Here is a 13,841-nt window from a genome sequence, read left to right on the forward strand (position 1 = left end):
CGAGCACAGCCTTGTAAGGTCTCTTGCAAGGTTGGCGCTGGCTGCGATCGCTATCGCGTTGTCACTGGCTCCCCTGGACGCATCTGCCGCGCGTCGGATGCGGTCGCATTCTCATCCGCCACCGCATCCGGTATCCGAGCGTCAGCTTCCTTATCCGCAGCTGGATTTGCCGTTCCAGATCACCAACACCCAATATGCGCCGGTCGCCTGGTCCGACATCACCGGCTGGCGCGAAGACGATCATCTCGCCGCCTACAAGACCTTTCGCGACAGCTGCAAGCCGATAGCAGCGCAAACCAAACCACCATCCGAACCGAAAGCAATTGGTACCTCGCTGCGCGATCCCTGCCGCGTCGCCAGGGGCCTTGAGCTAACCGACGGCGCCAGGGCGAAAGCGTTCTTCGAGGAGCATTTTCTGCCCTTGCGGATATCGCGGCTCGGCGAGCCCGAGGGCTTTGTCACCGGCTATTACGAGCCCATCGTCGACGGCTCGCGGACGGAGAACGAGGTCTACAAAGTGCCGGTCTATCGCCGGCCGTCCAATCTGTTCGTTCGCGGCGTCACGCAGAGCTCGGTCGGTTTGCCCAACGGGGGCAAGGTGTTTCGCAAGATTGGCCGCCGCAAGCTGGTGCCCTATTACGATCGCGCCGAGATCGAGGACGGAGCGATCGAGGGCCGTGGCCTCGAAATCTGCTTTCTGAAGGACCAGACCGATCTGCTGTTCTCGCAGATCCAGGGGTCGGCGCGGGTCAGCCTCGATGATGGCTCGACCGTTCGCATCAATTACGATGCGCATAATGGTTATCCCTATACCCCGGTCGGCCGCATCCTGATCGAACGCAACATCATCCCCAGGGATCAGATGTCGATGCAGAAGATCCGGGAGTGGATGACGGCAAACCCCGATGGCGCCAACGAATTGCGACGCCAGAACCGGTCCTACGTGTTCTTCCGCGAGGTAAACCTCTCCGACAAGGACGAAGCGGTCGGCGCCCAGGGTGTGCCGCTGACGCCGGGTCGCTCGATCGCGGTTGATAAGGCGCTGCATGTCTACGGCACGCCATTCTTCATCGAGGGCGATTTGCCGATCGACACCGAAACGTCCAAGACGCCGTTTCGCCGGCTGATGATCGCGCAGGACACGGGCTCTGCGATCGTCGGGCCGGCCCGTGCCGATCTCTATCTCGGCGCCGGAGCCGATGCCGGCAAGGTGGCAGGCCGCTTCCGCCATCCTATGCGTTTTGTCATGCTGTTGCCGAAGAGCCTCGATCCCTCCGCGCGGGGCCGCAAGCTGCCGGTGCCGGACGAACGGCCGTCGGAGAAAATCGCAAAGCTGTTTCCGCAGGTTGATCCACTGAAGGATCCCAAGAACGCTGCTCCCGCCACTCCCGCTGCAACGCCGCCCGCGACCGCACCCACATCCGCCGCGCAGGCCGCCGTGGTAAAACCGGTGCCGTTGCCGGCGGCCCGGCCCGATGTCAAACCGGTTTCCGAACCGCGGCACCGCCACATCCGCCGTTTCCGCCACCACCGTCAATGAAACGCCGGACGTCGAGCTCGATCCCCGAAATACCAATGCCGCCGCGGCGCAAGCGCAGCCTCAGCGAAGAGGAGCGTGCGCTGTGGGAAAGCGTGGCCAAGCAGGTCAAGCCGCTGCGCAAGCGGCACCGCACCGTGAAGCCGCCGGCCGCATCGCCGGAGGCGGAAGCCAGTGCCGCTGCCAAGCCTGTTGCGTCACCAAAGGCGACGCCTTCGCCACGAATCATTCCCCCGTCCCGGCCGGAGCCGCCACCGCTGGCGCCGATCGGACGCCGTGAACGCTCACAGCTTTCGCGTGGCCGGAAAGAGATTGACGCCCGGCTCGATTTGCACGGCATGACGCAGATCCGCGCGCACCGCGTGCTGCTTACCTTCCTGCAGCGCGCACACAGCGATGGCCTCACCTTCGTGCTCATCATCACCGGCAAGGGCAAAGTGGGCGGCTCAGAGGCCGAGCGCGGCGTGTTGCGCCGTCAGGTGCCGCAATGGTTGGGTTTGCCGGAATTCCGCTCGCTGGTGGTCGGCTTCGAGGAGGCCCATATCGGCCACGGCGGCGAGGGCGCGCTGTATGTGCGGGTACGAAGGGTTCGCTAGAACGGCCGTACGATCCCGACGCGCGGGATCAGCGTGACGATCCAGCCGAAGACCATGGTCTTCCGATCATCGGTCGATATCGGCGTCACCTCGCGCGAGGCGGGCAGGGCCTTTACCGCGTGCAGGAGCAGGAACAGGCACACCGCCCAGTTCGAAATCCAGCGCGAATAATCGAACACCATCGCAAACATCACGAGATAGAAGAGGCTGATGACGGCGATCACCGCCTTGACGATGTGGCGATGGCGTTCGACGGATAGCGCAGCGATCAGTTCTGCAAAATATCGCCATAGCGGCGTGTGCAGCCAGATCAGCAGCGCGAAGATCGGAAAGCCGAGCAGATTATGCGGCAGGCGTTGCCAGGTGTCGGCAACTTCCGTCGACAACGGCTGATACCAGATATAGGCAAAACTCAGCAGGTTACTGCGGCTGGGATCGGCCATCCGGCCCTTTAGATAAGCGACGAAATCTGCTTCGGACACCGCCATCGTCCCGTAGAATTGCGCGACGAAGAAAAGGATGCCGGTGGCGGCAAGCGCGGCGAAGCCCGCGATCACGCCGGTGCGGCTCAGCGGTTGCACCAGATAATAACGCAGCACCACGATGGCCGCGATGGTCGGCACATACATCAGGAGATGAATATGGTGAATCAGCACGAGGATCATCGAGAACAGCGTGGCGAGCAGCACATAGAACAGCGAGCGCGCCGGAATCAGTAAGAGGCAGATCGCAAACAGGCATCCGTAGATGTCGAAATGCCCGAGCGTGTGCATGAAATTCTTCAGGAAGAACGGTGAGCCTACCATGAACACGAACAACGGCAGATGCGCGTCGTCGAAACCGAACGTCCGCCTGAACAGTCGCACGAACAGGCCCGCCGTGATGAGCCAGACCGCGCCACTGATCGCGAACACCAGCCACACCGGGATCTTCGAAGTGAACAGCGCCACGATCGCGCCGATCAGCGCGCGCTTGGTGAAGCCGAAATGATAGTCGACCAGCAGATGAATGTAGGGGACGAAGGGCGGCAGCGCGATCTTGTGCAGGAATACCCCGACAAACACGGCGACATTGACGGCAAGCATCAAGCGCCAGGGGGTTTGCCAGACCCGCAAATTTATCGTCATCGTCGTCCCGGCCTTGAGCTCAGATGCGCAGTGTGCATCGGGGGGACCCATACGCCGCGGCCGTCGTTGCCTAGCACAAGGGTTGATGGCTTCGTTCAACAATAGACGACCGGGGTTATGGGTCCCGGCTCAAGGCCGGGACGACAATCTTTGATACTACAAAATAAACCGGCTCAAATCCGCGTTCTTGGCGAGATCGCCGACATGCTTCTGCACGTAGTCGGCATCGACCTTGATGGTCTCGCCGTGGCGGTCCGGGGCGGCAAAGGAAATCTCGTCGAGCACGCGCTCCATCACCGTCTGCAGGCGCCGCGCGCCGATATTCTCCACGGTGGAGTTGACGGCGACCGCGACATCCGCCAGCGCGTCGATCGCCCCGTCGGTGATGTCGAGCGTGACGCCTTCGGTCTGCATCAGCGCGATATATTGCTTGATCAGCGACGCCTCCGGCTCGGTCAGGATGCGGCGCATGTCGTCGCGCGTTAGCGCTTCCAGCTCGACGCGGATCGGCAACCGGCCCTGCAACTCGGGCAACAGGTCTGACGGTTTTGCGATATGGAACGCGCCGGACGCGATGAACAGGATATGATCGGTTTTAACCGCGCCGTGCTTGGTCGAGACGGTGGTGCCTTCGATCAACGGCAGCAGGTCGCGCTGCACGCCTTCGCGCGAGACATCGCCGCCGGTGCGGCCGTCGCGCACGCAGATCTTGTCGATCTCGTCGAGGAACACGATGCCGTTGTTCTCGACCGCGTTGATCGCTTCCAGCACCAGCTGGTCGCTGTCGAGCAGTTTGTCGGATTCTTCGTTCACGAGCGTCTCGTGCGAGTTTTCGACCGTCAGGCGGCGGGTCTTGGTCCGTCCGCCCATCTTGCCGAAGATATCGCCGATCGAAATCGCACCCAGCTGGGCGCCGGGCATGCCCGGGATTTCGAACATCGGCATGCCGCCGGACGACGACGTCTCGATCTCGATTTCCTTGTCGTTGAGTTCGCCGGCGCGCAGCTTCTTGCGGAAGGAATCGCGGGTGGCGGGACTGGAAGCCGGCCCGACCAGTGCGTCGAGCACGCGCTCCTCGGCCGCGAGTTGGGCGCGGGCCTGCACGTCTTTGCGTTTGCGCTCGCGGGTCTGGGAGATCGCGACCTCGACGAGATCACGGATGATCTGCTCGACGTCGCGGCCGACATAACCGACCTCGGTAAACTTCGTGGCTTCGACCTTGATGAAGGGGGCGCCGGCCAATTTCGCCAGCCGTCGCGCGATCTCGGTCTTGCCGACGCCGGTTGGCCCGATCATCAGGATGTTTTTCGGCAGCACCTCCTCGCGCAGATTGCCGGTGAGCTGCAGCCGCCGCCAGCGGTTGCGCAGCGCAATCGAGACGGCGCGCTTGGCGTCGGCCTGGCCGACGATGAAGCGGTCGAGTTCGGATACGATTTCACGGGGGGAAAAGTCGGTCATTGGCTTTAGCTAGGGTGAAATTTCGTTCACGGCAAGGCGGCCTAGATAATCGGCGGGCCGGCCTGCCACTGCTTTATCGCTTCAACGGGGTAGAGCAGCATGATGATGTTCAGCGCCAGATTGTCCCGAATGTGCAGCGCCAACACGATTTCGAACACCAGGGCCAGCGCCACGGTGGCCGCGACCGGGAGTTTTTTCGCCAGCAGGAAGCCGCCGATCATGGCGAAACTGTCGGAGATCGAATTGACGATGGTGTCGCCGTAATAATCCAGCGAGATGGTGGCGGCACGATAGCGGTCGATGATCAAATTTGAATTCTCGACCAGTTCCCAGGCGCCCTCGACCAGCATCGCGAGGATCAGCCGGCCGGGCCAGGCCAGCCGCGGAAACACGAGATGGGCCGCGCCATAAAACAGGAAGCCGTGCAGGATATGCGACAGCGTGTACCAGTCGGCGATGTGCTGCGAATTCTCCGAGCTCTGCACCACGCCGTGCCAGAGTTTGACGTAGCCGCAGGCGCAGATCGGCAGGCGGCCCATCGCATAGAGGATCAAGGCTTGCAGCACCAGGATGACGGCGGCCATCAACAGCCAGCGCCCGGCCGTAACACTGTTGGCGAAGGGAGGCCGTGCGGCGGCGCTGTCTGTGGTCATAGGTTGCGGACCATCAGCAGAGCCTCGCCGTCGGGGGTATCGACCAAGCGATCTCTAACGAATCCCGCCTTCTCATAGGCCCGTATGGCGCGACCATTCGTTGGCTTGGGATCGAGCACGACGCGAGGCGTGTCATTCCTCAGCAGCCCTTCAATGAAGGCGCTGATGAATGCAGACCCGTGGCCCCGCCCCATCATATCGGCTTCGCCGATAAACTGGTCGATCCCCCGTGTGCCGAACGGCTGCTGACCAAAGCCGCTATCCCAGTCGCTCATTCGATAGCATTGCAGATAGCCGAACGGCTGGCCATCCAGCGTCACGATGAATTGCGCCACATCAGGATGATCCAGGTCGCCACTGACGAACTCGAAGGTCTCGGGATCATGCCACCATTCGGCGACATGGGGTTCCAGAAGCCAACGCTGAATCAGCGGCAGATCGGCCGTGGTCATCGGGCGGAAGACATAAGGCGGAGCCATGACCGGCCACTCTCCCTAAAGGGTCTCGATCGTCACGTTGCGGTTGGTGTAGACGCAGATATCGGCGGCAATATCCAGCCCGCGGCGAACGATGGCCTCGGCATCCTTGTCGGTATCAATCAGCGCACGGGCGGCGGCCAGCGCATAATTGCCGCCTGAGCCGATCGCCATCACGCCGGCCTCCGGCTCCAGCACGTCGCCAGTGCCGGTCAGCACCAGCGAGACGTCCTTGTCGGCGACGATCATCATCGCTTCCAGGCGGCGCAGATAGCGGTCGGTGCGCCAGTCCTTGGCGAGTTCGACCGCGGCGCGGGTCAATTGACCCGGATACTGCTCCAGCTTGCTCTCCAGCCGCTCGAACAGGGTGAAAGCATCAGCGGTGGCGCCGGCAAAGCCGCCGATAACGTCGCCCTTGCCGAGTTTGCGGACCTTCTTGGCGTTGGATTTGATCACGGTCTGGCCGATCGAGACCTGGCCGTCGCCGCCGATCACCACCTTGCCGCCCTTGCGGACCGTTAAAATGGTGGTGCCGTGCCAGACCGACGGCTCGTTTGGGGATGCTTGCATGGAATACCTCGTGTCCGACCAGATTTAGGGGTTCGAGCGCACCGTTACAATCGGCCGGATTTGGTCACCATAGGGGGAAGTTGAGCCTTTTAAGCACGATCCCGCAGTGGCGAAGGCGACTTCGGCCTGTTAAAAGGGCCGCGTTTTCGGCCGGGAAGAGGCAAAGGAAAGCACATTTCATGCGCACAGCGACCATCAAGCGCAAGACCAAGGAGACCGACATCGAGGTGGCGGTAAACCTCGATGGCACGGGCGTGTCCAAGGTTTCGACCGGTATCGGCTTCTTCGACCATATGCTCGACCTCCTGGCCCGGCATTCGCGCATCGACATCACAGTCAAGGCGGATGGCGATCTCCATGTCGACCATCACCACACCACCGAGGACGTCGGCATCGCGCTGGGTCAGGCCGTCAAGCAGGCGCTCGGCACCATGGCCGGGATCACCCGCTATGCCTCGATCCACATGCCGATGGATGAGACGCTGACGCGCGTCGTGATCGACATTTCGGGCCGGCCGGTGCTGGTGTTCAAGGCCGATTTTCCGCGCGACAAGATCGGCGAATTCGACACCGAGCTGGTTCGCGAATGGTTCAACGCGTTCACGACCAACGCCGGCGTGACTTTGCACGTCGAAACCATATATGGCGAGAACAGCCATCATATCGCCGAATCCTGCTTCAAGGGTTTGGCCCGGGCGCTTCGGACGGCGGTTGCCATCGACCCAAAAACCGCAGGCGAAGTGCCATCCACCAAGGGTCAGCTCGGCGGCTGATTTTGGACCATGATCTGGACCCGGGGCCCCGCTGGCGAAAGTGGGCACCGGTTTCCCCGAAACGGTCCATGCTTGAACTAAAAGGCTGATCGGACTGACCAATCAGCTCGATCTGGTTCGCGGCGGAGAGTGACGATGCCGGTCTATACAGTGCATGCCCCGGTCAATGGCGGCGCCGATCTGGCGTCGACCGATAGGTTTATTTTCGTCCGCGACGGCTTCCATTTCTGGGCCGCGGTGGCGAGCCTGCCGTGGCTTGTCTGGCATCGTCTGTGGCTGGCGCTGATCGGCTGGATCGCGCTGACAGTTGCGATTGCATTCGGCCTGAGGGCGCTTGGCGCCGGCGGTGGTACCATCCTGTTCGCCAATTTCCTGGTTGCGGTTCTGATGGGCTTTGAAGCGGCCAGCCTGCGGCGCTGGACGTTCTCGCGGCGCAAATGGCGGCAGCTCGATATCGTGGTGGCCGATGACGAGGAAGCCGCCGAGCAGCGCTTCTTCGATCGCTGGACCGCAAGGCAGCGCGGTCTCACCAACGACCAATGGGCGGTTGAGCGCGGCGGACCGCCGCCGACCCGCAACATTCCGGGCCAGCCATTTTCAAAACCGCCGCCGATGCCGCAAGGCGGCATCATCGGCCTGTTTCCCGAGCCGGGAGGATTGCGATGAGCGTTGCGATCATCGATTACGGCTCGGGCAATCTGCACTCGGCGGCCAAAGCGTTCGAGCGCGCCGCGCGCAGCATGGAAAATTCGCCGAAGATCATGGTGACGCGCGATCCCGAAGCGGTATTCCGCGCCGATCGCATCGTGTTGCCCGGCGTCGGTGCCTTCGCCGATTGCCGCAGGGGCCTCGATGCCGTCGACGGCATGCTCGAGGCAATGACGGAAGCCGTGCGTTCCAAGGCGCGGCCGTTCTTCGGCATCTGCGTCGGCATGCAGCTGATGGCGACGCGCGGCAAGGAGCATGTCACCACCGACGGCTTCAACTGGATCGCGGGCGACGTCGAAAAGATAACGCCGCGCGAAGAGAACCTGAAAATTCCGCACATGGGCTGGAATACGCTCGACATGGTGCGCGAGCACCCGGTGCTGGAGCGCCTGCCGCTCGGGCCGAAGGGCCGCCACGCCTATTTCGTGCACTCCTATCACCTCAACGCCTCGCATGAAGCGGATGTGCTGCTGCGCGCCGAGTATGGCGGGCCGGTAACGGCGATGGTCGGCAAGGACACCGCGATCGGTACGCAATTCCACCCGGAAAAGAGCCAGCGTTTCGGGCTGGGTCTGATCTCGAACTTTTTGAAATGGAAGCCGTGATCCTTTTTCCCGCTGTCGATTTGAAAAACGGCCAGTGCGTGCGCCTCGAACAGGGCGACATGGCGCGGGCGACCGTGTTCAACCTCGATCCCGCAGCGCAGGCGCGCGCCTTTGCCGATCAGGGCTTTGAATATCTGCATGTCGTCGATCTCGACGGCGCCTTTGCCGGCAAGCCGATGAACGCGCTCGCCGTCGAAGGCATGCTGAAGGCGGTCACGATGCCGGTGCAACTCGGCGGCGGCATTCGCGACCTCAAGACGATCGAGGCCTGGCTCGACAAGGGCATTGCGCGGGTAATCATCGGCACCGCCGCGGTGCGCGACCCGGAACTGGTGAAGAGCGCCGCGAAGAAATTCCCCGGCCGCGTCGCGGTCGGTCTCGACGCCCGCGACGGCAAGGTCGCGGTCGAAGGCTGGGCCGAGACCTCGCAGGTGACCGTGCTCGAAATCGCGCAACGGTTCGAGGACGCCGGCGTCGCCGCGATCATCTTTACGGACATCGCGCGCGACGGTCTGCTCAAGGGCCTCAACCTCGACGCAACGATTGCGCTGGCCGAGAGCATCTCGATTCCCGTCATCGCCTCCGGCGGCTTTGCTTCCATCGAGGACGTCAAGGCGCTGCTGGAGCCGCGCGCCAAAAAGCTGGCGGGCGCGATTGCCGGCCGTGCGCTCTATGACGGCCGGCTCGATCCCGCAGCCGCATTGGCGCTGATCCGCAACGCGCGCAGCGCGGCGTAGGGAGACTACGATGTTCAAGGTCCGCGTGATCCCCTGCCTCGACGTCAAGGACGGCCGCGTGGTCAAGGGCGTCAACTTCGTCGATCTGCGCGACGCCGGCGATCCCGTGGAAGCGGCGATTGCGTATGACGCCGCCGGCGCCGACGAGCTCTGCTTCCTCGACATCACCGCCACCCACGAGAACCGCGGCACCATGCTCGACGTTGTCAGGCGGACGGCGGAGGCCTGCTTCATGCCGCTGACGGTCGGCGGCGGGGTGCGGACGATTGACGACATCAAGACGCTGCTGCGATCCGGCGCCGACAAGGTCTCGATCAACAGCGCGGCGGTCTCCAACCGTGAATTCGTCAAGCGGGGCGCCGAAAAGTTCGGCGAGCAGTGCATCGTGGTCGCGATCGACGCCAAGCGGGTCAAGCGCGCCGGCGGCTCGGACCGCTGGGAGATTTTCACCCATGGCGGGCGCAATTCGACCGGGATCGACGCCATCGAATACGCCCAGGAAGTGGTCTCGCTCGGCGCCGGCGAAATCCTGCTGACCTCGATGGACCGGGACGGCACAAGGCAGGGCTTCGACCTGCCGCTGACACAGGCCATCGCCGACAGTGTTCCCGTACCGGTAATTGCGTCCGGCGGCGTCGGCAATCTCGACCACCTCGTGGACGGCATCCGCCAGGGCCACGCCACCGCGGTGCTGGCGGCCTCGATATTCCACTTCGGCGAATTTACCATTCGCCAAGCCAAGGAGCACATGGTGCGGGCCGGGCTGCCGATGCGGCTCGATCCCTGACGACTCCCCGTCACAAAAGTGCTAAGTCCGTGATCGGGATGGCGCGGGCCTTCAGCCGGCGCAATTGTTGAGTTCAGTCGATGCCACGTTTCACCATTCATGATCTGGCCGCCACCATCGATGCCCGGGCCGCATCGGGGGGAGAGGTGTCCTACACCCGCAAGTTGCTCGACAAGGGCGCGGAGCACTGCGCCAAGAAGCTGGGCGAGGAAGCGGTCGAGACTGTGATCGCCGCGGTCGAGAACGATCGCGACCACCTGATCGCCGAAAGCGCCGATTTGCTGTTTCATCTGCTGGTGCTGCTCAAAGCGCGCGGCGTGACGCTGGAAGAAGTCGAGACCGCGCTCGGGCAACGTACCAACCAGTCCGGGCTGGAAGAAAAAGCCGCGCGCAAGCGCGATTGAGCAAGAGGCGACGCCATGGATATTCGGGCGACGGACCAGCAATACAACCCCTACCGGATCTTCACCCGCGAGCAGTGGGCGCGATTGCGCGACGACACGCCGATGACGCTGGAGCCGGGCGAGTTCGAACGGCTGCGTTCGCTGCACGACCGCCTCGATTTGCAGGAGGTCGAGGACATCTTCCTGCCGCTGTCGCGGCTGCTGTCGATCTATGTCGACGCGACCTTGCGGCTCTACCAGGCGCAGCGCCAGTTCCTCGGCATCCGCGACCGCAAGGTGCCCTATATCATCGGCGTCGCCGGCTCCGTGGCGGTCGGCAAATCCACCACCGCGCGCGTGCTGCAGGCGCTCTTGGCGCGCTGGTCGCCGCGGCCCAAGGTCGAAATGGTGACGACCGACGGCTTTCTGTTTCCGAACGCCGTGCTCGAGCGGCAGGGCCTGATGCAGAAGAAGGGCTTTCCCGAGAGCTACGACCTGCCGATGCTGCTGTCGTTCCTGAGCGACATCAAGGCCGGCCGCCGGCCGGTGCGCGCGCCGGTCTATTCGCATTTGACCTACGACATCGTTCCCAACCAGTGGATCGAGGTCGACCGCCCCGACATCCTGATCGTCGAGGGCGTCAACGTGTTGCAGACCGGCCGCCTGCCGCGTGACGGCAAGGCGGTTCCTGTGGTCTCCGACTTTTTCGACTTCTCGGTTTATATCGACGCCGACGAAGCGGTGCTGCGCCAATGGTATGTGCGGCGCTTCCTCGCGCTGCGCGACACGGCGTTTACCGATCCGCGGTCCTACTTCCATCGTTACGCGCCGCTCTCCGACGAGGAGGCGACGGCAACGGCGCTGGCGATCTGGGAACGTACCAACCTTGCCAATCTCGAAGACAACATCTTGCCGACCCGGCCGCGCGCGACGCTGATTCTCAAGAAGGGCGCCGATCACGTCGTCGAGACGGTGGCGCTGCGGCGGCTGTAGCTAGCTTCGTAGGATGGGTTGAGCCCTTGCGAAACCCATCAGCGTCGTCGCCAGTCATTGATGGGTTTCGCGAAGAGCTCAACCCATCCTACGATTGATGTCACGCCGCGATGTGCCGCGACGCTGCCAGCCCTGCGATCGCCTCCGCCAGTTTCTCGCGGTCGAGCGGCTTGATCAGGAAACCGTCCATCCCGGCTTCAAAACAGGCGTAACGATCTTCCACCAGCGTGTTGGCGGTCAGCGCCAGGATCGGCGTCCGGCGGCCGGGCAGGCCGGATTCCAGCGTGCGCATCCGCTTGGTGGTTTCGATGCCGTTGAGCTGCGGCATCTGGATGTCCATCAGCACCAGATCATAGCCCGCGCCGGCTGACTTGGCCGACAGCCAGGATTCCAGCGCCTCTTCGCCATTGGTCGTGATGACGGCCTGGTGCCCCAGCCGGCTCAGCAAGGAGCGCATCAACAGCGCGTTGATCTCATTGTCTTCCGCGACCAGGATCGAAAGCCCCTTGCTCGCCGGCGCCGGCGTCGGGGCAGGCTCGTCGAGGCCGGTCATCGCATCGCTGACGACGCTCGGCGCCGAGATCTCAGGCGTGGCCGTCAGGCGCCCCGCGAGCGAGGCGGCGCGGAGCGGCTTGACCAGATAACCGGTGAAGGGGGATGCCGCGGATGGTTGCAGCTCCTGCCGCGTGGCCGGCGTGAACATCACGATGCGCTGGGTGGCGTGCAGCCGTGCGGCCTCGCCGAACGCTTCGATGGCTTTGGTGCCGAGCGCGTGATCGATCAGGATGGCGTGCCAGAGCCGCTCCGGCAGCAGCGCCTCGGCGACGTCGGCGTCGGAAACCATGCAGGTCTGGCCGCCCCAGCGCTGCAGCCGCCGCGCGGTCAACGAGGCCTCGATGCTTTGCGGCGACACCAGCATGATCGACTGGCCGGTCAGGTCGGGTGCGGCAAACGTCTTGGGCGTGCCGGAATCGGAGGCCGGCAGCGGGATCGTCACCTCGAACGTCGAACCTGACCCGGGCTTGCTCTCCAGCGTGATGCGGCCGCCCATCCGCTTGACGATGCGGTCGCTGATGCTGAGGCCCAATCCGGTGCCGCCATAGCTGCGCGCGATGCGGTCGTCGGCCTGCTCGAATTCGCGGAAGATGCGGTCCTGCGCCTCGGGAGCGATGCCGATGCCGGTGTCGCGCAACACAAAACTGACTTCACCCGGACGGATGCCGGGCTCGACAATTAACGCGACGCCGCCGGTCGCGGTGAACTTGATGGCGTTGCCGGCGAGATTGAGCAGCACCTGGCGCAGCCGCGCCGCATCGCCGACCACTTCCATCGGCAGGCGCTCGTCGATATAGGCGGCGATCTCGAGCTTGCGGGCCTGCGCGCGCGGCGCCAGCAATTCGGTAATGCCCTCGATCAGCTCTGGCAGCGCGAAGGCGCGATGTTCGAGGTCGATCTTGCCGGCCTCGATCTTGGAATAGTCCAGCAGCTCCTCGATCAGCGACAGCAGCGCGTCGCCGGAGGTCTTCACCGCCTTGACGTAGGTGGTCTGTTCCGGCGTCAGCGGCGTATCCAGCAGCAGCCCGCTCATGCCGATGATGCCGTTCAGCGGCGTGCGGATCTCGTGGCTCGCCATGGCGAGGAAGCGCGACTTGGCGCGGCTGGCGGCATCGGCCTGATCGCGGGCCTCGGCCAGCGCGCGCTCGCTCTCGGTGCGGTTGGTGACGTCGCGGCCGACGCTCTGCATTTCGGAAGGCCCGCCGGCATCGTTGCGCACCAGCGCTTCACGCCAGGCGATCCATCGTGGCCCCTCGGGACCGGCGATCTTCTGGTCATGGATACGCGTCCCGTTCCACTCCAGCACGCTGTCGCCCTGTTCCAGAATTTCGAGCGTGGCGGTGCTGCTGATCAGGGCCTCGCGCGGCGCTTGCGCCAGTTCGCAATAGGCATCGTTGACGAAGGTGATGCGGCCGTCGGTGTCGCGCAGGATGATCAAATCGCCCTGCGATTCGAACAGGCGGCGGGTGCGCTGCTCGGCCTCCTGCAGTTCCCAGTTGCGGTCCGCCATCGCTTCATTGTGCAGGGCGACCTTGTGCATCTTCTTGCGCAGGAAGCGAAACCGGGCGCTCTGGGCGGCCAGGGCGACGCAGGCGATCGCGAACAGGAAACTGATGCCGATCGCAAAGGTGTGCGGATTGTAGCCGGATATTTCCGAGCGGCTTGCGGTAATGAAGCCGTAGGCGCCGCCAAAGGTGGCGGAAAAGACGATGAACGAGCGGAGGGTGAAGCTGACCCAGGGATACCGGCGGCCAAAGCGCCGGAAGTATAGTTTGATCCGGTAAGTCCGCCCCATCGTCAGTTACCCTGAGATTGTTTGCTCGAATTGAGGCGGCTCGATTCGCCCGGTGCGTCCCGAGAGACGATGCGTCGCCGATCTTGAA

General features: G+C 63.6%; 15 protein-coding genes. 9 read left to right on the top strand and 6 right to left on the bottom strand.

Annotated elements, in window-relative coordinates; genetic code table 11:
• Positions 1-166 precede the first annotated feature (166 nt).
• The gene (locus tag JQ558_RS10085; RefSeq protein ID WP_409410506.1) at positions 167-1,540 is read left to right on the top strand and encodes a murein transglycosylase A; all 1,374 of its coding nucleotides are present in this window, start codon (positions 167-169) and stop codon (positions 1,538-1,540) included.
• Positions 1,537-2,133, top strand: coding sequence for a Smr/MutS family protein (locus tag JQ558_RS10090; protein WP_212274460.1), 597 nt, complete (start codon positions 1,537-1,539; stop codon positions 2,131-2,133). The genes JQ558_RS10085 and JQ558_RS10090 overlap by 4 nt, the downstream gene beginning before the upstream one ends.
• Here the strand turns inward: JQ558_RS10090 and JQ558_RS10095 are convergent.
• The 5 genes from JQ558_RS10095 to hslV form a co-directional block, all read right to left on the bottom strand.
• Entirely contained in the window at positions 2,130-3,254 is a 1,125-nt protein-coding gene (locus JQ558_RS10095) for a hypothetical protein (protein ID WP_212207622.1), read from the bottom strand. The two genes, JQ558_RS10090 and JQ558_RS10095, sit on opposite strands and share 4 nt — an antisense overlap.
• 162 nt (positions 3,255-3,416) lie before the next feature.
• Positions 3,417-4,718: an ATP-dependent protease ATPase subunit HslU gene (gene hslU, locus JQ558_RS10100; protein WP_212207588.1), complete on the bottom strand. Its 1,302-nt coding sequence runs from the start codon at positions 4,716-4,718 to the stop codon at positions 3,417-3,419.
• Between the two features lie 41 nt (positions 4,719-4,759).
• On the bottom strand, positions 4,760-5,371 hold the full coding sequence (locus JQ558_RS10105; RefSeq protein ID WP_212274462.1) for a DUF2585 domain-containing protein: 612 nt from the start codon (positions 5,369-5,371) through the stop codon (positions 4,760-4,762).
• Positions 5,368-5,850, bottom strand: a complete 483-nt coding sequence (locus JQ558_RS10110; RefSeq protein ID WP_212207586.1) for a GNAT family N-acetyltransferase — start codon at positions 5,848-5,850, stop codon at positions 5,368-5,370. Before JQ558_RS10110 ends, JQ558_RS10105 begins: the two co-directional genes overlap by 4 nt.
• Positions 5,851-5,865: 15 nt before the next feature.
• Positions 5,866-6,417, bottom strand: coding sequence for an ATP-dependent protease subunit HslV (gene hslV, locus JQ558_RS10115; RefSeq protein ID WP_212207585.1), 552 nt, complete (start codon positions 6,415-6,417; stop codon positions 5,866-5,868).
• A 179-nt stretch (positions 6,418-6,596) separates the two neighbouring features.
• Here hslV and hisB point away from each other — a divergent pair, with 179 nt between their 5' ends.
• The 7 genes from hisB (at position 6,597) to coaA (ending at position 11,403) form a co-directional block, all read left to right on the top strand.
• On the top strand, positions 6,597-7,190 hold the full coding sequence (gene hisB, locus JQ558_RS10120) for an imidazoleglycerol-phosphate dehydratase HisB (RefSeq protein ID WP_212207584.1): 594 nt from the start codon (positions 6,597-6,599) through the stop codon (positions 7,188-7,190).
• A gap of 135 nt (positions 7,191-7,325) precedes the next feature.
• Complete coding sequence (locus tag JQ558_RS10125; RefSeq protein WP_212207583.1) at positions 7,326-7,856, top strand: DUF2628 domain-containing protein; 531 nt, start codon at positions 7,326-7,328, stop codon at positions 7,854-7,856.
• Positions 7,853-8,503, top strand: a complete 651-nt coding sequence (gene hisH / locus JQ558_RS10130) for an imidazole glycerol phosphate synthase subunit HisH (protein ID WP_212274466.1) — start codon at positions 7,853-7,855, stop codon at positions 8,501-8,503. Before JQ558_RS10125 ends, hisH begins: the two co-directional genes overlap by 4 nt.
• Positions 8,491-9,240, top strand: a complete 750-nt coding sequence (gene hisA, locus JQ558_RS10135) for a 1-(5-phosphoribosyl)-5-[(5-phosphoribosylamino)methylideneamino]imidazole-4-carboxamide isomerase (RefSeq protein WP_212207581.1) — start codon at positions 8,491-8,493, stop codon at positions 9,238-9,240. Before hisH ends, hisA begins: the two co-directional genes overlap by 13 nt.
• Before the next feature lie 10 nt (positions 9,241-9,250).
• Positions 9,251-10,027, top strand: a complete 777-nt coding sequence (gene hisF / locus JQ558_RS10140; RefSeq protein WP_212293555.1) for an imidazole glycerol phosphate synthase subunit HisF — start codon at positions 9,251-9,253, stop codon at positions 10,025-10,027.
• Positions 10,028-10,107: 80 nt separating this feature from the next.
• Entirely contained in the window at positions 10,108-10,431 is a 324-nt protein-coding gene (locus JQ558_RS10145; protein ID WP_212293556.1) for a phosphoribosyl-ATP diphosphatase, read from the top strand.
• Between the two features lie 15 nt (positions 10,432-10,446).
• On the top strand, positions 10,447-11,403 hold the full coding sequence (gene coaA, locus JQ558_RS10150; RefSeq protein ID WP_192736144.1) for a type I pantothenate kinase: 957 nt from the start codon (positions 10,447-10,449) through the stop codon (positions 11,401-11,403).
• Positions 11,404-11,503: 100 nt separating this feature from the next.
• On the opposite strand, the gene JQ558_RS10155 is transcribed toward coaA, so the two are convergent.
• Positions 11,504-13,753 carry a PAS domain-containing hybrid sensor histidine kinase/response regulator gene (locus JQ558_RS10155; RefSeq protein WP_212293557.1) on the bottom strand — a complete coding sequence of 750 codons (2,250 nt, stop codon included), beginning with the start codon at positions 13,751-13,753 and terminating at the stop codon, positions 11,504-11,506.
• Between the last annotated feature and the right edge of the window lie 88 nt (positions 13,754-13,841).

Source organism: Bradyrhizobium sp. AUGA SZCCT0160 (genome assembly GCF_018130105.1).
Taxonomy (GTDB): Bacteria; Pseudomonadota; Alphaproteobacteria; order Rhizobiales; family Xanthobacteraceae; genus Bradyrhizobium.